Genomic DNA, 24,245 nt, shown 5'->3' with positions numbered 1-24,245 from the left:
TTCCTACATTAAACAGGCATATTCATGAGTTCTTTATACGCCTCAACTAACTTGTTGCGCGTTTGCACGGTGGCATCAAACGCCACACTCGACTTGTTTCGAGCAATCATCACATCCGATAAGCTTACGTTGCGATCGCCTTCATCGAACCGCGTGGCAAGCTCGCCCGAAGTCTTTTGCAATCCATTTACATGATTAATCGCACTGGCAAGCATATCGCCAAATTCTTGGCTGACTTGTTGACCGGTTGCAGGCTGAGAGACATTCTTCGCCGCTGCCGCCATGGCTTGCATCTCTTGCGTCAAGGCATTCGCTTTCATCGTCGATCCTTCCTGTGTCAATATTTTGTCAATTCAGTCAGATTACTATCAGTCATCTTACTATGTGCAACTTTGAGACCACTTTCGCAAAAGCTGACGACGCTGGATCATTACTGAGGAATATCAATCCCGGCATCACGCATTTTGGCCAGCTTATAGCGCAGTGTCCTGGGGCTGATCCCTAAGCGCTCGGCGACATCTTTGCGCCGCCCCTCACACGCACGGATAGTATCGAGTATGATAGAAAACTCTTGGTCGCGTAATTCGTTGCCCAAGCCTGCCCCGTTTGGTGAAGGCTCCATCGTTTCTTGCACAGGCTCGGTCGGTAGCGTCGCAGCGGCAGCGTGCGATTGACTATCCATCACCTTGCTTTGTAAGCCAGACGCATCTTGCCAGTCTTGCCCCTCGAGTAAAATATCTGTTGCTTGAATATGAGATTGGGTGGCCAGTATCAAGGCACGCTGCATCACGTTATCAAGCTCCCGCACATTGCCAGGCCAAGTGTAATTCAACAACTTTTGCTCAGCGTTAGGCTGTATGCTGGGACAAGGCAAACCTTGTTTTTGACAATGCCGTGATAATAAATAATTTGCCAGCGGGATAATGTCACCAGGGCGTTCATATAACGCGGGCCAAGTGATGGGAAACACATTCAGACGGTAATATAAGTCTTCACGAAAGTGTCCTTGCGCCACATAGTCTTTTAGATCGCGGTTACTGGTGGCAAGCACCCGCAAGTCAAGCTGAATACTTTTGCGCCCCCCAAGGCGTTCCACCTCTCGCTCTTGTAATACGCGGAGCAGCTTGGCTTGCAGCCCCAAATCCATCTCACTGATTTCATCCAATAAGATAGTGCCACCTTGGGCTTGCTCAAATTTTCCCGGACACGCTTGCACCGCACCGGTAAACGCCCCTTTCTCATAGCCGAAAAGGGTGGCTTCCAGCATGTTTTCGGGAATCGCGGCACAGTTAATCGCGACAAAGGGGGCACTCGCGCGCGCAGAGTGGTCATGAATATAGCGCGCCATCACTTCTTTACCCGACCCTGACGGCCCAAGGATCATCACATTGGCGTCAGTATTGGCGACTTTATCGGCCAAGGCTAACAAGGCGACACTTTTCGGATCTTCTGCAATCGCATCCGAGTCATCGTTTTTAACCGGTGCATAGCGACTGACCATATTGAGGAGCACTTCTGGCGCAAAAGGTTTGGCCATGTAATCAATGGCCCCCTCTTTCATGGCGGCCACCGCATCCTCGATGTTGGCATAAGCGGTCATGAGCAACACAGGTAAATTTGGCGTATGCGTTTTGATTGATCGCAAAAGCGCCAAGCCATCCATCCCCGCCATCTGTACATCTGAAACAACAATATCAATTGGCTCGGCTTTTAATGTCACGAGCGCTTGCTCTGCACTGTCCGCTTCGCGCCAATGGTATCCCGCTAAGGCTAAGGTATCGACCAGCGCCTCGCGCAAACCTTCATCATCTTCAACGATTAGCACTGTGGTTTGGCTCATTGTGTTTCTCCTACGCTCTTACCCTGCTCTGCCGCTCCCCCCTTGGCAAGCGGCAAACACAATGTAAAACAGGCCCCTTTTTCAGGTTCCGATTGTAAGGTGAGTTTACCCTCATGGGCATGACACACCATTTGCACAACGGCGAGGCCAAGACCTGTACCTTGCTGTCGTGTGGTAAAAAAAGGCTCTAAAACTTTCGCTTGCAGCTCAGGCGCAATACCTGGACCACTATCGGCAACAGACAGTAATAAACTATCGCCTTGTTGGCGCGAATCAACCACCACTTGGCAGCCCTTGCCCGCGACTTGAACAGCATTGACAACCAAGTTACTCAGCGCGCTGGCCAATGCATTGGGATTACCGAGCAAGGGGAGGCTTTCGTCATCGCTGTTGATGGCAAAATCAACATCGTGGCCTTGAATCACCGCATCCACCATGGGCTCAAATTCATTAAACAACTGCTCAACGGTAAACACTTTCACCACCTTGTTGTCGCCACCTTTAGCAAACAACAACATATCGTTCACTTGCTTTTCTAAGTCATGTAGCCGGTCTAACAGTTTGAATTGAAACCGCTGCCGTGTCGCATCATTGAGGTTGGGCGCGCCAAGGTTCGACGCATATAAAATCGCGCTAGATAGCGGCGTGCGCACTTGGTGAGCCAGCGACGCCACCATTTTCCCCAACGACGACAAACGTTGCAGATCACTCACGCGCGACTGCAATAAGCGGGTTTCTGTCATGTCGGTGATCAAGATAAGTTGCCCTGAGTCGGACGCTGAAATGGCCAGCTTCACCCGACGACCATCTTTGAGAGAGACCTCGTGTCCATCATCGTCTCGCGGCGAGAAAGCGCGTTGAATCACATCAAACCAACGCTGCTGAGTGAGCGGTTCCCCAAGGAGGCGATGCGCCTCTGGATTGGCTTCAGCGACACGGCCATTAGCATCAAGCAAGATAACACCTGCTGGCATCACATCGAGAACTTGCTTATACCGAGTGACTTGTTGATCCACTGATCCCAGTGGCGAAGATTGGGTTTCCATTTAGGCAACACACATTTCGATCAAGGTTTTACTCACTTAAGCAGAGATTATGCCACAAAAATCACTAATTTTATCAGATAGTTGAAGACAAAAAAGCGAAGTCATTTTTTTGACTCCGCTTTTTGACGCCTCGTCGTTCTAGATTAATTCTTCCTTGTTCAATCCGTACTTTCGCATCTTTTCTACCAGTGTCGTTCGCCGCATACTCAGCATGTCAGCCGCCCGAGCAACCACACCAGACTGCGCCTCTAGCGCTTGCTTTATCAAATCAATCTCAACCTCGGCGAGGGTTTCTTTCAAATTCACACCCTCAGGCGGCAAGCTTGTGAAGCCGGGACTATCGGCAAAGCCAGGCATATCCTCCTCGAAAGCGGGCTCATCCGGCTCATGAAACATCGCGGTAAGCGCATCGCGTTCAGCCATCTCGGTATCTTCAACCGAATAGGCCTCAGGCTGAAATTCAGGAATATCACTGTAGCGATATTTGGCAGGCAAATGATTCACATCGACCATTTGCCCTGGGTACAAGATAACCAAACGCTCAATCAGATTCGCCAGCTCGCGAACATTGCCTGGCCACTCATGCTCCATCAGCGAATTAATCGCTCGAGGGGAAATATGGATCCGACCATTACCTTCCACATCAAGGCGAGACATTAGCTCATGAATCAATAGCGGGATATCATCAATTCGCTCGCGCAGCGCTGGCATTTCGATCGGAAAAACATTGAGCCGATAATACAAATCTTCTCGAAACTCACCGTCTTTGATCATGGTTTCTAGCGTACGGTGGGTCGCGGCAACGACGCGAACATTGGCGCGAATGCTTTTGTTGCCTCCTACGCGCTCAAACGTACGTTCTTGCAACACACGTAACAATTTAACTTGCATCGGCATCGGCATGTCGCCGATCTCATCCAAAAACAATGTTCCGCCTTCAGCCAGCTCGAAGCGCCCTTTACGCGCTGAAATCGCCCCCGTGAAGGCACCTTTCTCGTGACCGAAGAGTTCGCTTTCTAGCAACTCGCCTGGAATTGCTCCGCAATTGACGGGGACAAAGGGGCCAGACGCGCGTGATGAGGCATGGTGGATATGACGCGCCACCACTTCTTTTCCGGTACCAGATTCACCGAGGATCAAAACACTGGCTTCGGTAGACGCGACCTGCTCAATGAGATGACGGACCTGTTCGATGGCGTCGCTTTTGCCCACCATGTTATGAAAGGCAGTATTATCACCAGACAACTGTGGAATACTGAAAGCCTGTTTACCGGCAAACTCGCGACAGTGATGGAGTGCATCGAATAATTGCGGATAGTTCAAAGGTAACCCAAGTTCACCCACATAGTTGGGTAACCCTGAAAGCTCACGATCGTGGCGTCGAATCGCAATCACAGGCACGTGATGATAGGTCGCAAGCTGCTCAAGTACTTTTTCAAGTAACGGTGTCGAGCGGACGTGGCCAAGAAAACATGCGCCCCAGTTTTGCTCCCAAAGTGCATCACTGACATCCGCGGTCGAGTGAAGCGCGTAACGCTCGCCGATAAAGTCGAGTATCACGCCGAGATCGTGACGAAACTGGTCATCGTCATCGATAACGAGGATCTTTGCTAAATCTTGCATGTGTGAGATACGTCTGCCCTGATAACTTTTTATAATCGTGTTGCTTTTCAGCAACAACAATCTCAATTTTAATCAAGACATTGTAATAGAGAACGCGCATAAGGCAACCGGAGACACAGTAAACCTGTGACTCCAGTGCCATGTCAGCAGTTTGATAGGCAGTTTAACTGGTCGCTTGAGTCATATTATGGTATTCGGAAGGAATCTGGTCCCAAGCGGATTTTATCTCTCTTAATAGTTCAATCACATCGTCGATGGGTTCCGGTTTATTTTCCAAATTCGCGGTACTCACCTGACGAATCATAAAGTCATAGATAGCGTCTAAGTTATCAGCGATATCGCCGCCATCATCCATTGATAGACATGCACGTAGGTTAATAATGATATCTAACGCTTTACCTAACCGCTCACCTTTGACGGATAAGTCGCCTTGTGCCATGGCAGCTTTGCCTTGAATTAAGCGCTCAATCGCGCCGGCCATCAGCATTTGGATAACCTTATGAGGCGACGCAGCGCTTAATTGACTGTCAACCGAGACCTTCTTGTAGGCCTGTAGTGAGCCTCTCATAGTCTTCCTCACTTATTGAAATTTCTTATACAGCTGCACAGACTGCTTCCCCTTGCGCTGCTGTAACAAGCGCTTGGCAGCATCGGCTTTCTGCCCCTCGAGTGCATCAATGAGCGTTTGTGTTCTTGTTAACGCCTGAGACCATTGCTGTTGATTCGGCGCTTGTGGCGACGCTGCAATCTGGTCAAGTAACGCCTGTCTGTCATGCAATTGCTGAGCCAGCTTTTCTGAATCAATGTCACTCATGTTCAATTGCTGCGCAATAGCCTCATCAATCTGTTCGAGTGCGTCGAGCCATTCGGATACCTGGGTCATTATTAACCCGGCATAATGTTTTGCATAGCTTGTAACTGTGAACGCATTTGCGAGGTGGCTTCTTCCATCGCAGAAAAGCGCTGCATGGTGCGCGACTCTAGGTTTTCCATGCGGCGATCTAGTTCTCGCTGGTCATCACGAAGGCGAAGTTTTTGCTCTGACAATGTGCTTTCACGATTACTGATCGCGCCCCCCGCGCCGGTAAAGCCGCCAACCACTTGTTCAAGCTGACGCGCAAAACCATCATTGCCACCAAAAAAGCCTTCCAGTGCGTTAAAGTTTTGACGCAGTTGTCGGTCAAGTACCTTGTTGTCGACTTCTAGACGACCGTCCATGGTGGTAGTGACGCCAAGCTCACTCAGGGTTTTCATTCCCTCAGGCGCTTGCTCAATCGGTGACGAGAAAAGGTTACGCAATCGACTGGTTGCCGTTCGAATGACACTTTCCCCCACCAAAGGCCCGCCTTGCTGGGTCTCGGGGTCATACTGACTCACCGCTTGCGAGACACGGAAAAACGCATTGTAATTATCCACGAACGACGTAATGGTCGAACGTACTGACTCTCGGTCATGCTCAACGGCAAGTGACAGCGGCTTATCACTGGTTTGCGCCACTTCCAGTGATACGCCTTCGATAGCATTATCAAAGGTGTTGGTCGCACTGGAGACTGACGCGATACCATCAATCAGTATCTTGGCATCTTGTGCGGCTTGCATTTGTGCCATGCCATTATTGGCTTGTCCGGCTTTGAAGCCTAACTGGTGAAGCGCACTGCCCACTTGCGCATCAACACTGACTTCCACCTGATTGTCCGCCCCCGTTTTGTTGCCGTTCAACACCATGCGTGCACCGCTATCATCTTGGATAAGCGACGCTTGCACACCGGGGTTTTTCGGATCGCTATTAATCGCCCGCACGATGTCTGCCAAGCTGTCTTTACCTTGGGGAACATCAATCACACTGGTGCGGTTACCCATGGTGATAGTGAGCTTGCCACTACCTAAAGACGCCTCAGCATCAACGCCCGGTGAAACAAGCTTGTGTGCACCCGCAAGTTGCTGAACATCGATTTGATAACGACCGGGAATGGCATCTGGCGTCGCGCTGGCGCCAAGTGCGTCTGGATTGCTAACGGATGTGGTTCTCGCCGCAAAACCTTCATTGCGGCGAAAATCGTACATTTGGGTTTTGAGTTTATCGAGAGATTCTTTTAAGCGGCCAAACGCACTGATGTCGGTTTCAACCTCATTAGTGCGTTTGACAATTCGCTCTTGCTTGGGTGCACGTTCAGCATCCACGATTTTAGTGACCATGGCATTAATATCCATGCCACCGCCCATGCCTGCTGCCTTAACACTCATAACGACTCTCTCACCTCGTTATACCTTTTCTGTGACCAGCCCTCGCGCGTGTTGCGACAATTGCTTAGCAAGCTCTAACATTTCCTGCTCTGGGATCTGACGGATGATGTCACCACTGTTCATTTCATAAACGGTGATCACACTGCGCCCTGTGTCTTCATCCAAACGAAATGCGAGCCCTTTGTTAAAGTCGGACATAAACTCATCGAGCCGCTCTACCAACTTCTCCAGTTGTTGTCGTTGTAGTTGGCGATTTTCCTCAATGCGCTGTGACTGCTCTACACGGCGTTGTTGCATTGATTCTTTCGCCTCACGACGTTCTGCCTGCTGGTGCTGGCTGACCGGATCTGGGCGTACTTTTCCAACTCTTACATCTCTAGCAACCTTTGTGCCATCAGAGTGTACTGAGTGCGGCAGGGATGAATTTGTAACGGATGAAATGTCCATCGCTATTCACCTCCCAAAACGTAGCGGCGGCGATTAAGCCGCCACTCGTGAATGGTTTAACCGAGCAAGCTCAGTGCGGCTTGTGGTGCCTGCTTGGCTTGCGCCAAAATAGAGGTACCAGATTGCTGCAAGATTTGTGACTTGGTCAAGTTGGTTGTTTCTTTGGCAAAGTCAACATCACGGATCCGGCTGTTAGAGGCCGAGACGTTTTCATTAACGTTATCCAAGTTGGCAATGGTGTGACTCAAGCGGTTTTGCTTCGCACCCAATTCCGCACGGTGAGAGTCGATGAACTGCATCGCGTTATCAATCATACCCACAGCTTTTTGCGCACCACCCATAGACGAAACATCCACATCTTTAATGGTTTCATCCACTTTGGTACCCATCGCTAGCGATGTTGCCAACGCGCCCGTGAAGGTGGCATCAGATCCAGCACCGGTGACGATTTGCAGCTCGCCATCTTCAGTCACAGACGCGCTCAATTTGTCATCCGCTTGACCATTGATATAAGTCGCGATCTCTTCAATATCGTCGCCACCTTTAGCTGTTACGTTGATAGACGTAGACGTGCCGTCAGCGTTAGTGATATTGATGGCCATGGTGGCACCGGCAGTCGCCGTCCAGCCTGCTGATTTTGCGTTAGTCGCTGTAAAGCTTGCCCCGCCCATTTCGCTGTGGTCTGCACGGATGTTTTTAAACTCCATCATCACCGCTTCACCGGCGTCTGCCCCCACTTGGAAAGAGCGGGTACCGAAGGTACCGTTAAGTAGTTTCGCCCCACCGAACGAGGTTGTTTCTGCAATACGGTTCAGTTCGTCTTTCAGCGCGACAACCTCTTCTTGGATTGCGCTTCGCTCAGCATCTCCATTAGAGCCGTTAGCTGATTGCAGTGACAAGTCACGCATACGTTGCAAGATGTTACTTGACTCTTCCATCGCACCTTCAGCGGTTTGCGCCATTGAAATACCGTCGTTCGCATTTCGAACAGCCACGCCCAGCCCGTTGCTTTGTGCCATCAAACGGTTAGAAATCTGAAGGCCTGCCGCGTCGTCTTTAGCACTGTTAATGCGAGAACCGGATGACAAACGCTCCATCGAGTTGTTCAGCGCATCGGTTGAGTTATTCAAAAAACGCTGAGCCGTCATCGCAGGGACGTTAGTGTTAACAGTAATAGCCATAACTATTCTCCTTTGGTTCTAGGTCCGGCTTCGCCCAGCTGACCAGGGAAAACCAGTATCAAAATTGTTCACAACCCATTTAGCGGCGCACGTTGAGAAAGCTTTAGCTTTTTTTATCGGTGCTTGGCGGTGCACTTACACCACTGCCGTAAGGCGCTATGAAGGTTAACGCCCAAAGGAGAAATATCTTTAGGAAGATTTTTAGAAAAATAGCACAAAAAAAAGCGGCAACTGATTGCCGCTTTTAGTGTGCTGATATGCAAGCATTATTGCAGGAGGTTTAGTGCCGCTTGCGGCATCTGTTTCGCTTGTGCCAACATCGAGGTGCCCGCCTGTTGCAGGATTTGCCCCTTGGTCATTGCCGTGGTTTCTCGGGCAAAGTCGGTATCACGGATCCGGCTGTTAGACGCAGACACGTTCTCCTGGATATTGGACAAGTTACTGATGGTGTGACTGAGTCGGTTTTGCTTAGCACCCAAGTCCGCCCGTTGGCTATCGATATAGCGCATTGCAGAGTCAATGACCCCAACGGCCATTTGCGCGCCACCCACATCTGATACATCGACATCAGCAGTGGAGACCAGGTCACCATTACCGCTAGCTAAACCAAGCGATGCCGCTAAACCGCCGCTAAATGTGACCGCCCCCTGCACATCTGGCTCTTGCATAAATACTTGTAACTGTCCTTGCTCATCGACCGATGCTGTGAGCATTTCATCAGACTGACCATTGATGTAACTGGCCAGCTCTTCAACATCATCGCCCGCTTTTGCATTAATACTCAAGCTAATGTTTTCACCATCTTTGGTGGTGAACTGCAGCTGTAATGTCGAGGCTGCGCCATCCACTTCCCATCCAGCTGATTTGGGTTGACCGCCAACAAATTCTACGCCACCCATGCGAAAATCATCAGCGCGAATACTCGATAGTCCCATGATGATCGCCTCACCGGCATCCGCACCAATTTGGAACGAGGCTTCACCAAACGAGCCATTAAGCAATCGACGGCCACCAAACGCCGTGGTTTCAGCAATCCGGTTAAGCTCATCTTTCAGTGCTTCCACCTCTTCTTGAATAGCCACGCGCTCGGCTTTACCGTTGGCACCGTTTGCAGACTGGAGGGAAAGATCCCGCATGCGCTGCAAAATATTGGTCGATTCCTGCATTGCCCCTTCGGCGGTCTGCGCAATAGAAATACCATCATTGGCGTTTCGCATTGCCACATCAAGGCCACGTGTTTGGGCAACCAAACGGTTAGAAATCTGCAAACCCGCCGCGTCGTCTTTAGCACTGTTAATTCGGCTACCTGACGACAGACGTTCCATTGAATTATTCAACTCATCGGTCGCTTTATTCAGGTAACGCTGCGCAGTCATCGCAGACACGTTGGTGTTAACTGTTACACCCATTTTGCTCTCCTTTGACTTTCGCTTGCTTTGCGAAACAGCCTACCCGCGACGTGTTGCACTGTGTTTGGCGGTGCTGCGGGAACAGCTTGTTAATCAGTTTCAAAATCAGCCCGTTCAAAAACTGGCCGCTTGAACAAACAAATACAATATGTGTGCCAACTTTTATCAATCATTTAAAATCAAAGACTTAAATGGTTTTTTTCATCCTCACAGCCAAGGCCAACTCGAAAAATTCTGCCGTTTTTCTGTGCTTAGCGGCAAGGTACGGCAATGCCTCGCCTAGCTTTTTGCCGTCTATATGAAAGTTAGCCTGCAAGTTAGCGGCCAACTTCTTTCAACAGTCGGACGCAAGGCATATTTTTTGCTAAATTATTGGTTTATCGATGCTCGCCAGCCTCATGCTGTGATGCACGAGGCTTTCACGGATAACAGGACGATGTAACCGATGACGCAAGACAATGACGGCCACACCAATATGACGCTGGATGACGCCTTTCAGCTCGGGATTCGTCTTTACCAAGAAGGGAAGAAACCCGATGCGCGGCAAGTATTCGAGCAAATACTGAGCCATGCCCCCGATACGGTTCAAGTGCGGCAAGTGCTGGCCGTACTGGATGCGGAAGCGGGACAATACATGCAAGCAATGGCTCACCTTGACCACGCGCTTGAGCATGCCCCTGACGATCTGTCTTTGCTGTTCGATAAGGCACAGTTATTGACGCAACAAGGGCATAACCACGCGGCCATGGAAATCGTTGAAGCACTGTTTGCCGCCGCCCCCACCAACCAAGACATCCTTAATTTGCGTGAGCAGTTGACGGCCAAACTCGGCTTACAAGGAGAAAGTCGTCGAACGCACGCTTTGCGTGACGAGCTCCACCAGCTGAAGAACCAAGGGCTAGCGGATGAAATTAACAAAACCTTGTCAGTGGCAGCTGATTTGGTCGCTGATGGACACAGTGACCAAGCCGAACAGCTTTATCAAACCATACTCACCCTGGAGCCTGATTATCCACCTGCGCTAATGGCATTGGCACAGCAAGCATTGGATCAGAAAGCGTTCGGTAAAGCACAACAATTGCTACTACGTGGCAGTGACAAAGCACAGGCTCATCCAATTTGGCAACTGTTACTCATCCGTGCAGAAGCCGGGCTGGGTGAGTATGCTAGCGCGCGCCAGCGCTGCTTAACGACCTATAAGCAAACACAAGACACGGCATTTATGCGTCAACTCCTGGTGGTTTATCTCAATGAAGCAAACTGGTTAGAAGCAAGCAAACTGGCCAAACAATGTTTGCGTGATGAGCCTGAGCGCGGTGAGTTACATTATGCTTATGCCCGTGCGACCTTCGAACTGCTCAAGCAGCACCATCAATTTACCCAAGATAAATTAACCGATTGCTACCAGATCCACGAGAAGGCGCTCAATCATGTCAAAGATAAACAAGCCAATACACTACAAGCACAATTGGGCGAGCTTGACTGGTATATGGGCGATATTGACCAAGCTCAGCAGCGCCTCGAGACCCTGCTAGCTTCTCAGCCTGACGATCACGCACTGCGATTCAACCTGGCGTTTGTCTATCGCACGCAAATGGCATGGGAGAAATTCTATCAAGCCAATGAGGCGGGGATTGAGTGCGGTCGCCGCCTCAAATATCACGGTAACTTACCCCGTTGGGACTTGTCTCGGCCTGAGACGGATGCCGTGCTTATCATGCCCGAGCAGGGGGTCGGCGATGAACTGGCTTATTTACACAACGTCGCCATGGTGGTTGAGCGCGCCCGTCAAGTCTATGTCGGCTGTGATCCTCGCTTGGAGCCGGTGTTGCGTCAGGCTTTTCCCAGCACGGAGATTGTGCCCATTTCTCGCACTGACGGAAAAGATATTTTTGTGCCAGAACATGTCCTGGCCGATATTGATAGTTGGATTGCCGGAGGGTCGTTAGCGGGCCTGTGCTACCACCACTTTGAGCGTCACCTCTATCAACAAACCTATATTGTCCCGGATGTCGCCGCCGATGCGCCTTGGATCGCCCCGTTAGCCGAGTTACATCAACACGGGCCTGTGTTTGGTGTGTGTTGGCGAAGTGGCCTCGCCGCCGCCACGCGTAACATTCACTATTTGGTGGCAGATGAATTAGCGGGCTGGATCAAAACCATGCGCCAGCTTTGCCCTGACGCCCAGTTTGTTAATTTACAATATGGCGAGTGTGATAAAGAGCTTAGTAAAATCAAGAAAAAAACAGGGGTTGAAATCGTCACCTTGCCTGGACTGGATCTTAAAAATGATTTTATGGGAACGGCTCACGCGATCAAACAGCTGTCTGGGGTGTTTACCGCCGGGACAGCGGTACACAGGCTGACGGTTGCCGTTGGCACACCGTGTTATGTGTTTTTTGCCGGCCATCAGAACAATGATATGCAAACCCCTGATGCCATGCCAGGCTATGCTGAGTACGCGTTCAGTTACCCGCCTATGCTCAAAGACAAGCAACCTCTGCTTGATGCCATGGCACGCCGTATAGTGAGTGATCTCTGCCCCTAAAGAGTGAGCCCGCAAGCCTAACCGGATACAAACGGGGCCGCTGATGCGACCCCGTTTTTTCTTATCCTCGGCACCTTGTGACAATCAAACGCTGACACTTTGGATTAGATATAATTAAACAGCGAGAGATCTTTGGTTTTGGCAAAGGCCTGCTGAGAGGCTTGCAGCGCGAGCATGTCCTCGTTCATATCGATGGCCGCTTGGGTATAGTCCAAGTCTTCCATGGTGCCCAGTGAACGATTGAGGACCAACTTGAAGTCTTTGTGCATACTTTCTTGTCGATCGAGTGTGGTCAACCGTGTGCCGACCTCTGAGCGTGCCTTGTTCAAGTGCTTGAAGGCCGCCGCAAACTGTTCAGTCACTTGGTGGAGTTCTGCCGTAGCAGACGCATCATCAATATCGGCATATGATAGCGCGGCACCATTTTTAAACGAATCGAAAATATTGAAGCTGTCTTGTCTTTCTAAATTGATGGTATCGCCTGGCTTCATCTCACCTTCGAAGGTCATTTTCAACGTGTTCCACTCAACGCCATTTTGCGGGTCATACAGCCCAGCACTGACTTCAGTGCCATCTTGCATCAACGAGTAGGTGGTATCGCCATTGGCATTAACATCAAAGGAAACCGAATAGTTAGAGGTATCCGCATCATTGGTATTTTCCGCTTTCGCCATCAGCAATAAAGAGCCATCTTCGAGATCATATTCGGGCTGATAGTCGCCAAAGGGATTATCAATTTCCATAAACAGTTTATCGCCTGGATCAGACGTCGGCACTTCCACCGCAGGGGCCACTTGGGCGGTACGAAAGTAACTATCTCCCGCATAACGCACATTGCCTTGACTATCACGATAAAACGGCTGTGTACTGGTCTGGGTACCGGAAAACAGAAAGTTACCTGACTCATCCTTGGTGTTTACCAAGTCCATAAAATTATCAAACATCCCTTGCAAGTCTTGCCGGTGCGCGGTGCGATCTTCCACCGATAATGAGCCGTTGATCATCGCCATCACTTTGCGTTTGGCGCCGTCCATGATTTGCTCGGACTCATCAATCGCGATTTCTTCGCGGGTTTGCCGGTTTCGCGCTAACGTAATCGAGTCAATAAATTGGTCAATTTGCTCATCTTGTTGGCGAAAGTTTTGAATGTAGATCGACGACACCGGATCATCACCGGATGTAATAACACGTTTCCCCGTCGCCATCTGCTCTTGGTTATCCTGTACCTTCACATTCTGGCGCATAATGTCGTTAGAGACAGACTGGTAATTGTGAAAGCTGGCAATACGACTAATCATACTGTCCTACCTTATCGCGTTGCATTGAGCAGAGAATCAAAGGTTTCATTGGCGGCGGTCATGATCCGTGACGCGGCCATATACGCGCGCTGAAACTTCATCATGTTGGCCGCTTCTTCATCTAGGTTCACCCCAGACACTTCCGCCACGCGACTTTCTGCGGCATCGTGTTCAACCATACTCACATCTTGTAGACGCTTATAGGAGGCTTTTTGTACCCCAAGATCGGTACTTAGCCCCTCATAAACATCGAGCACTGTCGAGCGACCGTTATCCATTAGTTTTTCCGTTTGCAGCTCTTGCATGCGGATCAGGTTACTGTTGTCACCATCCGCCGGGATCAAGCTGACCGCCAAGACATCATCGGGGGCCGCTTTATCGTTGACCTCAATAATGGTGCCGTTGACATCAATGGGTCCACCTGGCGGATAGGCCTGTGGCGCGACCAAGACTTGCCCCTTAGGATCGGTCACCGCAAATTGACTCCCATCGGGGGAGAGCCGAACTTGAAACTCTTTTTGTCCACCGGCTTGTAAAATTCGTACATCACCGTCGCCGTTACTCACCGAGCTTGCACTGACATAGCTTTGTGCCGCGATATCCGCCGGATCGTCCATAGTCACACGCATTTGCCCTGCCGCTGAGCGGGCGGGCCGAATTAAAACGCGCTCGTTAGCCGCCAACCCGGCATCCACTTGCACGCGCATCCCGTCGACATTAAAACTTGGCGGCGTGCCACTGGGGGTCACCGTCGATTGCTTTCCATCTGGTGAGGTGAGGGTATATTGGGTGCCATCAAACTTGAGTTGATAATCACCCCGTTTGAGCTGCTGAAGATCATCGATATAAACTTTCAAGTCTGCCGTGGAATCGCCGCTTTTTATCGCGCGCGCACTCGCAATACGGTCACTGTTATAGTCAGTGAAAATGTTCTTGCCAACCTCACCATTAAGATCGAACCCTTGCCCCTGTAAGTCATTGAGCGATTGGGAAAAGCCAATGGCCATCCGACCTAATTCGTCTCGCGCTTGTCCCAAGGTATCATCCCGATATTCAAACAATGCCCCTAGTTTGCCGCGGATGTCTTGATTAGAAATGGCTTTGACTGTCTTACCTTCCACCAATGCCAAACGACGCTCTTGATGATCAGGCTTACCCGGCAAGGTGGTCAACTCACTGCTATTCATGCCAGATACCAACATATGGCCACTGCCGATAATCACATTGAACAACCCATCTTCGCGCGTGTTCACACTCACCTGTGTATATTCAGAGAGCTCTCGGATCAACTTATCATGGCGGTCTAACAAGTCATTGGCTTCAGCGGGGGTTTTGAGCATTGCCTTATGCACGTCCACCAGTTCTTGGCCAATGTCATTCATCCGCTTAACGGTCGCGTCAATTTGAGAAGAGGTATCAATTGACTGCTGCTGCAACACACCATAAACATCGTTCATGCCAGCGGCGACCATACGCGCTTTTTCGAGCACGACTTTACGAGCGCCCATGTCACTGGGGCTATCGGCCAGCCCTTTAACCGCGCCATAGAATTCGTTCATGTTCTCGGGGATTTTTTTGGCCGAGTGCGCCATCATATCGTCAAGCCGACCAAGCTGTTCATTGCGGGCAGCTGCATGAGAAAGGTTTGATGTTGAGACATTTAATTCGTTAACCGCAAACTTGTCATAGTTGCGACGGATTGCCGCGGCATGGACACCGGTGCCGTAATTATTGCCGCCCCAAAAGTGGACATCATTGGTTTTTTGCTCAACCGACTGACGACTATACCCCTCCGTATTCACGTTAGAGATATTGTGACCTGTTGTATTCAGCTGTCGCTGCGCAGTCAGTACGCCTTGCGACCCAAGGGAAAGCAGGTCCAAGCCCATTGTGCCTCCAAATAACCCGGCAATTAAAACGAGATACTAGGAAACAAGCAAAAATTGAGCCAAGGAGAGATCAAAAAGAAAAGTCATTGATAAACATGACGTTGAGAGAATAGTAAACCGCATCAAAGAGAGCAAAAAACAGAACGGCAAGCCCTTGCCTGCCGCTTTTCTAGTCCATCATGTCGCGGACTTGGTCGAGTACACGAATGACCTTATCCGCGTATTCCGGATCGGTCGCATACCCGGCTTGATGAAGCTCGCGAATAAACCGTTCAGGTTGCGCAGATTGTGATAAAGCTTGCTCATAGCGTGGATTATCACGTAAAAATGAGACGAAATCGTCAAAACTCTCTTGATAAGAGGGATACGAACGAAAGCTTGCCGTTTCTTTAACCGGGATCCCGTCATACACTTCCAGGGTTTGTGTCGCGACTTTATCGCCCCCCCAACGTTGATCCGCCTTTATATTAAACAAGTTATGACTGTTATCGCGGGCATTGGCAATCACCTTCTTTCCCCAACCGGTTTCTAGTGCCGCTTGAGCAAGAATAATCGCTGGATCAGTACCCAACGCACGCGCCGCGCGACGTGCATGCGGCGCCAGCGTGTTTACAAAGGAGTCTGGCGAATCAAAGCCTTGCGACCGTTGGGACGCGGGGAGACTGGTGGCTGGCGGCGCAATAGACTGGCTATCGAGCGCCGCTATCGCCTGTTCTGCTGCCTCTCGACTGCGATTTTGATCCAACGGCAAAGATTGCGCCGACGCGCGAGCCGCTTCATTCATATCTGGCTGGCTGTCGCCCTGCGCTTTGCCTAATTGTTCAACAATCATATCCGCGAGCCCCAGTGAGCCTTCTCGGCTGAGTTCACTGGCCATCTGCTCATCAGCCATCTGCTCATAAAACTTCGAAGTACGATCATCAATCAAGTCAGACTCAAACGCCTCATTGGCATCACGCATTGACTTGAACAGCATCTGGGTAAATAAGGACTCGAACTGCTCGGCGGCTGAACGCAACGCCGCTTTTTCATCCCCTTCTTCTCCTTTCACGGCTTGGCGACGTAGTGAGTCGAGCTGGCTTATATCGTGTACAAATTGACTATCAACAGGAGATTTCATGCGTTGCCCTATATCACTATCAATTGGCCATCAATGGCCCCAGCTTGTTTCAGCGCTTGCAGAATCGCCATGAGATCGGAGGGGGCAGCACCAACGCCATTCACGGCGCGGACTAAGTCGTCTAATGTCACACCAGGTTTAAAGTGGAACATTCGCCCTTCTTCTTCCTCAACATTGATCTCGGTATCAGGCGTGACCACAGCTTCACCGCCACCTAATGGATTAGGCTGATCAACATTGAAGTCTTCTTGGATCGAGACCGTCATACCACCATGGGTGATCGCCGCTGGGCGAAGGCGCACATTTTGCCCGACCACAATCGTGCCAGTGCGAGAATTAACGATTATTTTCGCTGCCGCATCACCCGGCTGAAACTCAATATTTTCCACGGTGGATAAGAAAGCCACGCGCTGGCTCACATCGCGTGGCGCTCGGACTCTCACTGAGGTCGCATCCATGGCCGATGCGGTCGACGGACCAAGAAAGCGATTGACCGCATCCGCCATACGCTGTGCGGTGGTAAAGTCGGATTGGAACAGGTTAAAGGTCAGGTAATCACCACGACCAAAGGGATTAGGGACTTCCCGCTCAACGGACGCGCCATTGGTAATACGGCCAACGGTTGGGGTGTTGCCCACCAGCTGAGAGCCATCGGCACCGGTAGCGCTAAAGCCACCGACAATCAAGTTTCCTTGTGCGGTTGCATAGACCTTACCATCCAAACCTTTGAGAAAAGTTTGTAGCAAGGTGCCGCCACGTAAGCTCTCTGCCGACCCAATCGACGACACAGTAACGTCAAGTTTTTGACCTTGTTTGGCAAACGCGGGCAGATCAGCGGTGACGGCGACGGCGGCAATGTTGGCTGATTGAGGATTGATATCTGGCGGCAATTGGATGCCAAAGTTTTCTAGCATCGACTTAAAACTTTGATCGGTAAAGGGCGTGCTCTCGCCGGTACCCGGTAACCCCACTACCAAGCCATAACCCGTTAGGGTGTTACTGCGTACCCCAGCCACCTCCGCCACATCTTTGATGCGCGCGGCCAGGCTTGGCATCGCCACCGTCAGCAGGACTATCGATAACAACCACTTTTTCACGTCAACTCTCCGGCACATTGTAGGGCTACAAGGTGACATTAAAGAATCGTGCCAACCAGCCTTGCTCTTGGGTATCTTGTCGCTCACCGGTGCCTGAATACTGAATTCTGGCGTTGGAAATTCGGGTCGATGCAATGGTGTTGTCAGGGCCGATATCGGCCGGACGAATGGTGCCGCTGAGACGAATGTACTCATCCCCGGAGTTCAAAGTAAGCCACTTTTCACCACGCACCATCAGGTTACCGTTCGCCAGCACATCCACCACCTGCACAGAGATAGAGCCTTGAAGACTGTTACTTTGATCCGCTGAGGTAGAGCCAGTTACCGAATTGTCATTACTGACTTCGTAAGACAAGGTTCGCTCGCCAATGGTGATCTCTTCACCACCAAGCGAGAGGGGATCCATGGTCAGATCATTGGATTTGGCTAAGTCAGAACTGGCGCTTTTTTGTGCTTGGGTATTTTCTTCCAGCATCACGGTCACAATGTCGCCTAGCCCGCGAGGCTTGGAGCCATCATAGAGATCACGCTGTTCACTGGCATTAAACAAAGAGCCCGTTGCCGTAGCATAGTGCTCAGGAGGTTGTTGTGGGCGAATCGGCGACCATGCTGGATCGTCCGCTTTGGGATCGTCACGTTGGCGCAACAAGCCAATCAAGCCTTCGCTCTCTGGTGTGGTGTCCCCTTCTACCGCGTCGGTGGTCGAGGTCGCTTGGTCAAGATCACTGCCTGTATCTTGTTGCCCCGGCAATGAACAGCCAACCAGCCCCAACAAGGTGGCAAAGAAAAGGCCTGGGATTAATACACGTTGCACCGACATCATTGCCTCCTAAACCTTACTTAAAGCTGCTGATTGACGTAGCTGAGCATCTGGTCAACCGACGAGATCACTTTGGAGTTCATTTCGTAGACACGCTGAGCCTCAATCATGTTCACCAGCTCTTCAGTCACATTGACGTTAGAGGTTTCCAGCATCGATTGCTTGACTTCACCAAAGCCATCAAGCCCGGGAACGCCTTCTTGTGGATCACCACTCGCGCCGGTGGGTAGGTAAATATTTTGGCCTATTGGCTCCAACCCACCTGGGTTAATGAAATCCACCGTAGTAATTTGACCCAGTACCTGGTTCTCTTGCTGACCTCGTAATCGCACAGACACTTCACCATCGGTTCCGACCGTCACTTGCACCGCATCGTCGGGAACGGTGATTTCAGGCTCTAGCGTATAGCCTGAACCTGACGTCACTATCGTGCCTTCATCATTCAAGGTAAATTGACCGTTACGCTGATAGCCGATGTTGCCATCAGGGAGCAGCACTTGGAAAAAGCCGTCTCCCTCAATCATCATGTCGAGGGCATTGTCTGTGGTTTGCACATTACCATTGGTGTGGACACGCTGGGTGGCCACCACCTTTGAACCGGCACCGAGCATCAATCCACTTGGCAACTCAGTGTTCTGTGAGGATTGCCCACCTGGTTGGTTAATGTTCTGGTAGAAGAGATCTTCAAACACCGCGCGTGATTTTTTAAACCCGACCGTGGATGCGTTGGCTAGGTTATTCGAAATCGTCGAGATATTGGTCTGCTGCGCATCAAGTCCGGTTTTACTGACCCATAATGCTGGATGCATAATTACTTCCTCTTAATAAACCTTAGCCAAGCCGCAATAGTGATGCTGACGACTCGTCCATTTTTTCTGCGGTTTTCATTAACTTCACTTGCATTTCAAAATGACGTTGCAAGTCGATTAACCCAGTCATCTCACCCACAGCGTTGACGTTACTGCCTTCTAACGCCCCTGTTTGCAGCGTGACACCAGCATCGGCTGGAAACACGGTGCCGGCCTCTTTGGGTTTAAACACACCGTCTTTGTCTTTAAAGAGATCTTGATTATCTGGGCGAACCAGTTTGATTCTATCCACCACTTCCATCGCATCAGGTGGCGCACCTTGGGGGAGTACAGAAACACCGCCGTCTTTGCCCACTTCAATTTTTGCTGCAGGGAGGGGAATAAATATCGGGCCCCCACTCTCTCCGAGGATGAGGTTACCATTGCTGTTTTGGAGTAGGCCGGTTTGATCCACTTTGAGATGGCCGGCACGGGTGTAGCCTTCTTGCCCTTGGCTGTCTAGCACTGACATCCAGCCTTCACCTTGCACCGCCACATCCAGATTACGACCTGTGGTAATGGTTGAGCCTTGCTCGAAGCTGTATCCAGGTCGCTCAGTCATGTTGAATACTCGACTGGGTAACCCCTCGCCATAAGCTTGCATTGATCGAGACTGTTCAAGGTCAGCCCGGAAACCGGTGGTGCTGACATTGGCCAAGTTATTAGCGCGCAATTGCATAGCCTGCATATCTTGCTTTGCGCCACTCATGGCAAGGTATAACGAGCGATCCATAATTGGTTGCCTCCACAATCGTTCTACACAGAAGAAAGCAAAGAGCGTGCCAGCAATTTTATTCCTTTAAGATCAATCTATTACTAGTATTTTCGCCGCCAGAAAGAGGGAAGAGGAGAGGGGAAATGGAAAAGCCTTGCCGCCCTATCAGTGGGCGGCAAGGTTAATGTCACTAACGAATTTGTAGAATATTTTGTTGCATCTGGTTACTCACTTCCAGGGCGCGTGAGTTAGCCTGAAAGTTTCGCTGCGCGGTAATCAAGTCAACCAGCTCTTGGGTCATATCGATATTGGACTGCTCGATCGTCCCGCTTTTTACCTGACCAAAGGCGCCTTGCATCGCTTCACCAAAAACGGGGTCACCCGAATCTTGAGTCACATCCCATTGGGTATTGCCTACTTGGGCTAAGCCTTGCTGGTTGGCGACGCGCACCATCGCAACCCGCCCCAACGCGACATTTTCACCGTTACTGTAGGTCGCCATAATGGTGCCTTTAGGATCAATATCGACCTTGGTGAGATACCCCGTGGTTGCACCGTCGTCAGTAAATTTACGCATCTCAAACGGCGCGGCATATTGAGTCGGATTATCGAAGTTGAGCGTGAGCTGCTGGTCACCGTCAGCCCCGTTCATTTCTAGCCCGGCACCCGCTGGCCCCAAGGCATCGGTCACGATCGGGTTACCGCCATTGATGCTGTTCACCGAGCCATCGGAGTTAAAGTCGATGGTGTGGCCAACCTGTCCAGCGGCATTGGTAGCATTACCGCCTTGGATATTCACCGGCTTCTCACCTTCAGGATCTGTCATGGTGTAGTACACCGACCAACTGTTCGGATTCGCCGGATCGTTACCTTTTACATAATACGTCGACAATTTGTACGGCTGACCCAGTGAGTCATAGACCGTTGCCGACGTTTGCTTGTTATAGGTTTCTGGATCTTCAAAATTAAACTGTGCGGGATCTTTCTCTTCCCCGCCGGCCGGTAAGTTCAAGCCAATATCGACATTTTCTGATGCACGAGGCTGGCCAAACTGATCGGGCACATTGAGCGACTGCGGCTCATAAGACGAAACCTGCTGGGTGTCAGGGTCGACATTATAACCGAGCAAATACTGACCCTCAGAGTTGATAATGTCGTTATTTTTATCAAGGTGGAAGGCACCGTTGCGCGTTAAGTGGTAATCGTTATTTTGCAGCTTGTCATTTGACACGCCGAAAAAGCCGTTACCGCTAATCCGCAAATCAAGTGGGTTGTTGGTGTAGATACTTGAGCCTTCGTGGAACTGCTGTGCCACGGTCGACGTTTGTACACCGGTCCCGTTAGTGGTCTTCGAGTTTGAGAAGATGGAGGTTGAGTAGACATCACCAAACTCAGCACGCGATTCCTTAAAGCCATACGTATTGGCATTCGAGATGTTGTTACTGGTGGTGTTCATGTCTTTCTGGGCCGCACCAAGGCCACTTAACGCAATATTAAAACCCATTGCTTTTCACTCCTAATAAATCGGTTAGCCTTTCGTCACATTTCCGACGTCGGCGTTACCGACCTCTAGCACTTCAGCCAGTTTCATCGGTGAGGAAAAGCCAGCAATATTCAACATCACATTGCCATCGCCATTCCCCAGCAAGACACTGTTTACATTGGCATAGGTCGACACATCAAACTCTTGGGTTTGGCCATCAACCATGCCACTTACTTTAATTTTGTACGTGCCCTCCGGCATAGGATTGCCGTTATCGTCGAGCCCGTCCCATTCAACGCGGTGATCACCCGGCGGTTTAGCGCCCATACTGAAGGTTCGCAATAGTTGCCCTTGCTCGTTTTCCACTCGAACACTGACATTATCCAGCGCTTGGGGCAGCTTCACCATTCCTGCAACACCGCCCGTTTCACCCTTCACCCCGGTGGAGCCGGGGACGAGGACGTCACGTCCAACCAAAGATGACGCTTGCAATGCCTGGTTAGACGTAATCGACTCATTGAACGTATCAAATTGCTTATTCATTTTGCCGATGCCCTCAACCGTGGCAAACGACGCCATCTGTGAGATCATCTTGTCATTATCGACAGGTTTAGACGGATCCTGCTGTGACAGCTGTTTGGTGAGCAATTTGAGAAAGTCTTCCTGCTCGAGTGCTTGCTTACCCGTGGTCGAGTCTTGCTTCTCTTGCAGTTTTTTCTCTTGCTGCGCCTTTAGCTGGTCAATGTAGGACAGTCCGTTCGTTGAACCTGTACCGTCAATTCCGGCCATCTTCGCCTCCTACATTACTGACCCATCTGAAGCGTACGCATCAGCATTTGTTTACTCGCATCGGCCACCTGCACATTGGTTTGATAGGCGCGCGATGCGGAAATCATGTTCGCCATCTCTTCCATCACATTGACGTTCGGCTTAAAGATATACCCTTCATCATTCGACATCGGATGGTTGGGGTTATATTCCGCGCGTAATGGTTTCTGGCTTTCGACAATACCATCAATGTTGACTGGCACACTTTCACCCTGCTGCTTAAAGCGATTAAGCTCCGCAGAGAAAATCGGATGCCGGGCTCGATACGTCTCTTCAGCAGAGCTGCTCACCGAATTGGCATTGGCCAGGTTACTTGATGTGGTGTTCAATCGTACTGATTCGGCACTCATAGCCGATCCCGACACGTTAAAAATATTAAACAAACTCATCGATTATTTCCCATTCAATGCCTTTTTCATGTTCTTGAACTTAGAGCCAAGAAAATCCAGTGAGGCTTGGTATTCCAGTGCGTTCTGCATGAACAAGTTCTTTTCTAATTGCGCATCAACCGTGTTGCCATCGCCGGTATCTGGCTGTGTGGGGATACGGTACTTCTTTTCCCCCATCACTTGGCTAGAGGCAGCAATGTGCCGCTCATTGGTGCGGCTTAGGCCAATACTTGCCTCGGATGTTGCCGCTTTTAGGGCGCGTTGAAAGTCGATGTCTTGCGCCTTGTAACCTGGCGTGTTGGCATTTGCAATGTTGCTAGACAGGGTTTCTGCCCGCTTGCCTCTTACGCCAACCGTGTGCTGATGCACACCAAGTGCATTGTCAAATGTGATCGCCATGGACAACCTCCGAGTTCTTACTGCATGGAATAAAGCAAACAGGGTGCCAAGTTTCTAGCAAGGCTTCTTTTTTATCTTAAACCCAGGTGGGACGTGGACTGAGAGCAGGGGCACTGATGGACGAAAAACGAGAGCGCGGGACTAGGAGGCAAAAAAGCGGCAAACAATGTGCCGCTTTTTGCCATCCTCTATTTAAGCTTATAAATAATGCCAGGGTTACAGCGAATCATCTCGAACTTGTCAGTTAACCCCGTGAGTGACTCCGACGCGCCCAATATCAAATAACCGCCGGGATTCAGTGCTCCCGCCATTTGATTCAACACTTTAGCTTTCATATCAGGTGAAAAGTAAATCAATACATTACGACAGAAAATGATGTCAAACTTTCCTAAAAGGCTGTAGCTTTCCATCAAGTTTTGTGGGCGGAAGGTCACCATGCGCTTTATATTATCTTTGATCCGCATTTTGCCGTCACCGACATCTTCAAAAAACGTACGACGACGCTCTGGCGACAGCCCGCGTCCTAGTGCTAGGTTGTCATAAATCCCCTGACGACAGGCTTCTAACATCGACGTAGAGATATCGGTGGCGGTGATGCTTACGCTGCCCATCATGCCAGGTTTACGCTGCTGGGTTTCCGCAACTGTCATGGCAATCGAATACGGCTCTTGTCCTGACGAACTCGCCGAGGACCAGATTTTAATCGGCTTACGTGATTTAGCCAGCTCGGGTAACAAGCGATGTGCCAGCACCTCATACGGATAGGTATCACGAAACCACAATGTTTCGTTGGTGGTCATCGCATCAATGGCCGCAACCGCGAGTTCACGATTACGCCCCGTAATCACCGACTTTATCAATTCTGACAGCGACCCCACGCCAAATTTATTCACCAGCGGGCTCAAGCGGCTACGTACCAGATACTGCTTGCTGTCTCCCAGTACGATCCCACACTTGGCTTCGAGATGTTTGCAAAAGTCTCGATATTCTTGGTCACTGATTGCTACATTTGTCATTAATT

Annotated in this window: 23 protein-coding genes; 1 reads left to right on the top strand and 22 read right to left on the bottom strand. The window is 50.4% G+C overall.

The annotated features are described in order from the left end of the window. Window positions 1–8 precede the first annotated feature (8 nt). From fliE to C7A19_RS00455, 10 genes are all read right to left on the bottom strand, one after another. Window positions 9–293 (bottom strand): flagellar hook-basal body complex protein FliE, encoded by a 285-nt coding sequence (fliE, locus tag C7A19_RS00500; protein WP_231637431.1) that lies wholly within the window; start codon window positions 291–293, stop codon window positions 9–11. 137 nt (window positions 294–430) lie between these two features. Beyond that, window positions 431–1,840: a sigma-54 dependent transcriptional regulator gene (locus tag C7A19_RS00495; protein WP_116643863.1), complete on the bottom strand. Its 1,410-nt coding sequence runs from the start codon at window positions 1,838–1,840 to the stop codon at window positions 431–433. Next, window positions 1,837–2,886, bottom strand: a complete 1,050-nt coding sequence (locus C7A19_RS00490; RefSeq protein ID WP_069363197.1) for an ATP-binding protein — start codon at window positions 2,884–2,886, stop codon at window positions 1,837–1,839. Before C7A19_RS00490 ends, C7A19_RS00495 begins: the two co-directional genes overlap by 4 nt. Window positions 2,887–3,024: 138 nt before the next feature. After that, window positions 3,025–4,509, bottom strand: coding sequence for a sigma-54 dependent transcriptional regulator (locus C7A19_RS00485; protein ID WP_069363198.1), 1,485 nt, complete (start codon window positions 4,507–4,509; stop codon window positions 3,025–3,027). 163 nt (window positions 4,510–4,672) lie between these two features. Further along, window positions 4,673–5,077 carry a flagellar export chaperone FliS gene (gene fliS / locus C7A19_RS00480; RefSeq protein WP_046074953.1) on the bottom strand — a complete coding sequence of 135 codons (405 nt, stop codon included), beginning with the start codon at window positions 5,075–5,077 and terminating at the stop codon, window positions 4,673–4,675. A 12-nt stretch (window positions 5,078–5,089) separates the two neighbouring features. Continuing rightward, the gene (locus C7A19_RS00475) at window positions 5,090–5,392 is read right to left on the bottom strand and encodes a hypothetical protein (RefSeq protein WP_116643862.1); all 303 of its coding nucleotides are present in this window, start codon (window positions 5,390–5,392) and stop codon (window positions 5,090–5,092) included. Between the two features lie 2 nt (window positions 5,393–5,394). Beyond that, the gene (fliD, locus tag C7A19_RS00470) at window positions 5,395–6,753 is read right to left on the bottom strand and encodes a flagellar filament capping protein FliD (RefSeq protein ID WP_077649421.1); all 1,359 of its coding nucleotides are present in this window, start codon (window positions 6,751–6,753) and stop codon (window positions 5,395–5,397) included. An 18-nt stretch (window positions 6,754–6,771) separates the two neighbouring features. Beyond that, window positions 6,772–7,200 (bottom strand): flagellar protein FlaG, encoded by a 429-nt coding sequence (locus C7A19_RS00465; RefSeq protein ID WP_077649422.1) that lies wholly within the window; start codon window positions 7,198–7,200, stop codon window positions 6,772–6,774. A gap of 56 nt (window positions 7,201–7,256) precedes the next feature. Next, a complete protein-coding gene (locus C7A19_RS00460) occupies window positions 7,257–8,381 on the bottom strand; it encodes a flagellin (RefSeq protein ID WP_116643861.1) in 1,125 nt (374 codons plus the stop codon). 266 nt (window positions 8,382–8,647) lie between these two features. Then, window positions 8,648–9,790: a flagellin gene (locus C7A19_RS00455; RefSeq protein ID WP_069363203.1), complete on the bottom strand. Its 1,143-nt coding sequence runs from the start codon at window positions 9,788–9,790 to the stop codon at window positions 8,648–8,650. A gap of 445 nt (window positions 9,791–10,235) precedes the next feature. On the opposite strand from C7A19_RS00455, the gene C7A19_RS00450 reads away from it, so the two are divergent. Next, complete coding sequence (locus tag C7A19_RS00450) at window positions 10,236–12,338, top strand: tetratricopeptide repeat protein (protein ID WP_116643860.1); 2,103 nt, start codon at window positions 10,236–10,238, stop codon at window positions 12,336–12,338. Between the two features lie 104 nt (window positions 12,339–12,442). Here the strand turns inward: C7A19_RS00450 and flgL are convergent, their stop codons facing one another. The 12 genes from flgL to C7A19_RS00390 all read right to left on the bottom strand — a co-directional run bounded on the left by flgL (window position 12,443) and on the right by C7A19_RS00390 (window position 24,240). Next, a complete protein-coding gene (gene flgL / locus C7A19_RS00445) occupies window positions 12,443–13,636 on the bottom strand; it encodes a flagellar hook-associated protein FlgL (RefSeq protein WP_069363206.1) in 1,194 nt (397 codons plus the stop codon). A gap of 11 nt (window positions 13,637–13,647) precedes the next feature. Further along, a complete protein-coding gene (flgK, locus tag C7A19_RS00440; RefSeq protein ID WP_077522315.1) occupies window positions 13,648–15,525 on the bottom strand; it encodes a flagellar hook-associated protein FlgK in 1,878 nt (625 codons plus the stop codon). Window positions 15,526–15,694: 169 nt separating this feature from the next. Continuing rightward, complete coding sequence (gene flgJ / locus C7A19_RS00435) at window positions 15,695–16,645, bottom strand: flagellar assembly peptidoglycan hydrolase FlgJ (protein WP_069363208.1); 951 nt, start codon at window positions 16,643–16,645, stop codon at window positions 15,695–15,697. An 8-nt stretch (window positions 16,646–16,653) separates the two neighbouring features. Beyond that, entirely contained in the window at window positions 16,654–17,742 is a 1,089-nt protein-coding gene (locus C7A19_RS00430) for a flagellar basal body P-ring protein FlgI (RefSeq protein ID WP_069363209.1), read from the bottom strand. A gap of 25 nt (window positions 17,743–17,767) precedes the next feature. Further along, the gene (locus C7A19_RS00425) at window positions 17,768–18,562 is read right to left on the bottom strand and encodes a flagellar basal body L-ring protein FlgH (protein WP_116643859.1); all 795 of its coding nucleotides are present in this window, start codon (window positions 18,560–18,562) and stop codon (window positions 17,768–17,770) included. 20 nt (window positions 18,563–18,582) lie between these two features. After that, on the bottom strand, window positions 18,583–19,371 hold the full coding sequence (gene flgG / locus C7A19_RS00420) for a flagellar basal-body rod protein FlgG (protein WP_069363210.1): 789 nt from the start codon (window positions 19,369–19,371) through the stop codon (window positions 18,583–18,585). A gap of 22 nt (window positions 19,372–19,393) precedes the next feature. Then, on the bottom strand, window positions 19,394–20,143 hold the full coding sequence (gene flgF / locus C7A19_RS00415) for a flagellar basal-body rod protein FlgF (protein WP_069363211.1): 750 nt from the start codon (window positions 20,141–20,143) through the stop codon (window positions 19,394–19,396). A 172-nt stretch (window positions 20,144–20,315) separates the two neighbouring features. Continuing rightward, window positions 20,316–21,629 carry a flagellar hook protein FlgE gene (flgE, locus tag C7A19_RS00410; RefSeq protein WP_077599130.1) on the bottom strand — a complete coding sequence of 438 codons (1,314 nt, stop codon included), beginning with the start codon at window positions 21,627–21,629 and terminating at the stop codon, window positions 20,316–20,318. A gap of 24 nt (window positions 21,630–21,653) precedes the next feature. Further along, the gene (flgD, locus tag C7A19_RS00405; protein ID WP_069363213.1) at window positions 21,654–22,397 is read right to left on the bottom strand and encodes a flagellar hook assembly protein FlgD; all 744 of its coding nucleotides are present in this window, start codon (window positions 22,395–22,397) and stop codon (window positions 21,654–21,656) included. Window positions 22,398–22,411: 14 nt separating this feature from the next. Beyond that, the gene (flgC, locus tag C7A19_RS00400; RefSeq protein WP_077456397.1) at window positions 22,412–22,825 is read right to left on the bottom strand and encodes a flagellar basal body rod protein FlgC; all 414 of its coding nucleotides are present in this window, start codon (window positions 22,823–22,825) and stop codon (window positions 22,412–22,414) included. A 3-nt stretch (window positions 22,826–22,828) separates the two neighbouring features. Continuing rightward, window positions 22,829–23,224, bottom strand: coding sequence for a flagellar basal body rod protein FlgB (gene flgB, locus C7A19_RS00395; protein WP_046074968.1), 396 nt, complete (start codon window positions 23,222–23,224; stop codon window positions 22,829–22,831). A 188-nt stretch (window positions 23,225–23,412) separates the two neighbouring features. After that, a complete protein-coding gene (locus C7A19_RS00390; protein ID WP_069363215.1) occupies window positions 23,413–24,240 on the bottom strand; it encodes a protein-glutamate O-methyltransferase in 828 nt (275 codons plus the stop codon). Between the last annotated feature and the right edge of the window lie 5 nt (window positions 24,241–24,245).

Source organism: Salinivibrio sp. HTSP (genome assembly GCF_003390965.1).
Taxonomy (GTDB): Bacteria; Pseudomonadota; Gammaproteobacteria; order Enterobacterales; family Vibrionaceae; genus Salinivibrio; species Salinivibrio kushneri.
Note: the sequence above shows the minus strand (reverse complement) of the source record. Positions and strands in the feature narration are given on the sequence as shown.

Excerpts from the sequence above, each read along its gene's own strand:
- flgF (WP_069363211.1), bottom strand. The coding sequence starts at position 20,143 with ATGGATCGCTCGTTATACCTTGCCATGAGTGGCGCAAAGCAAGATATG.
- flgE (WP_077599130.1), bottom strand. The coding sequence starts at position 21,629 with ATGGGTTTTAATATTGCGTTAAGTGGCCTTGGTGCGGCCCAGAAAGAC.
- flgD (WP_069363213.1), bottom strand. The coding sequence starts at position 22,397 with ATGGCCGGAATTGACGGTACAGGTTCAACGAACGGACTGTCCTACATT.
- C7A19_RS00455 (WP_069363203.1), bottom strand. The coding sequence starts at position 9,790 with ATGGGTGTAACAGTTAACACCAACGTGTCTGCGATGACTGCGCAGCGT.
- C7A19_RS00475 (WP_116643862.1), bottom strand. The coding sequence starts at position 5,392 with ATGACCCAGGTATCCGAATGGCTCGACGCACTCGAACAGATTGATGAG.
- C7A19_RS00460 (WP_116643861.1), bottom strand. The coding sequence starts at position 8,381 with ATGGCTATTACTGTTAACACTAACGTCCCTGCGATGACGGCTCAGCGT.
- flgJ (WP_069363208.1), bottom strand. The coding sequence starts at position 16,645 with ATGAAATCTCCTGTTGATAGTCAATTTGTACACGATATAAGCCAGCTC.
- flgB (WP_046074968.1), bottom strand. The coding sequence starts at position 23,224 with ATGGCGATCACATTTGACAATGCACTTGGTGTGCATCAGCACACGGTT.
- flgG (WP_069363210.1), bottom strand. The coding sequence starts at position 19,371 with ATGCATCCAGCATTATGGGTCAGTAAAACCGGACTTGATGCGCAGCAG.
- C7A19_RS00425 (WP_116643859.1), bottom strand. The coding sequence starts at position 18,562 with ATGTCGGTGCAACGTGTATTAATCCCAGGCCTTTTCTTTGCCACCTTG.
- flgC (WP_077456397.1), bottom strand. The coding sequence starts at position 22,825 with ATGAGTTTGTTTAATATTTTTAACGTGTCGGGATCGGCTATGAGTGCC.
- C7A19_RS00450 (WP_116643860.1), top strand. The coding sequence starts at position 10,236 with ATGACGCAAGACAATGACGGCCACACCAATATGACGCTGGATGACGCC.
- fliS (WP_046074953.1), bottom strand. The coding sequence starts at position 5,077 with ATGAGAGGCTCACTACAGGCCTACAAGAAGGTCTCGGTTGACAGTCAA.
- C7A19_RS00465 (WP_077649422.1), bottom strand. The coding sequence starts at position 7,200 with ATGGACATTTCATCCGTTACAAATTCATCCCTGCCGCACTCAGTACAC.
- fliE (WP_231637431.1), bottom strand. The coding sequence starts at position 293 with ATGCAAGCCATGGCGGCAGCGGCGAAGAATGTCTCTCAGCCTGCAACC.
- fliD (WP_077649421.1), bottom strand. The coding sequence starts at position 6,753 with ATGAGTGTTAAGGCAGCAGGCATGGGCGGTGGCATGGATATTAATGCC.
- C7A19_RS00495 (WP_116643863.1), bottom strand. The coding sequence starts at position 1,840 with ATGAGCCAAACCACAGTGCTAATCGTTGAAGATGATGAAGGTTTGCGC.
- flgL (WP_069363206.1), bottom strand. The coding sequence starts at position 13,636 with ATGATTAGTCGTATTGCCAGCTTTCACAATTACCAGTCTGTCTCTAAC.
- C7A19_RS00490 (WP_069363197.1), bottom strand. The coding sequence starts at position 2,886 with ATGGAAACCCAATCTTCGCCACTGGGATCAGTGGATCAACAAGTCACT.
- C7A19_RS00390 (WP_069363215.1), bottom strand. The coding sequence starts at position 24,240 with ATGACAAATGTAGCAATCAGTGACCAAGAATATCGAGACTTTTGCAAA.
- flgK (WP_077522315.1), bottom strand. The coding sequence starts at position 15,525 with ATGGGCTTGGACCTGCTTTCCCTTGGGTCGCAAGGCGTACTGACTGCG.
- C7A19_RS00485 (WP_069363198.1), bottom strand. The coding sequence starts at position 4,509 with ATGCAAGATTTAGCAAAGATCCTCGTTATCGATGACGATGACCAGTTT.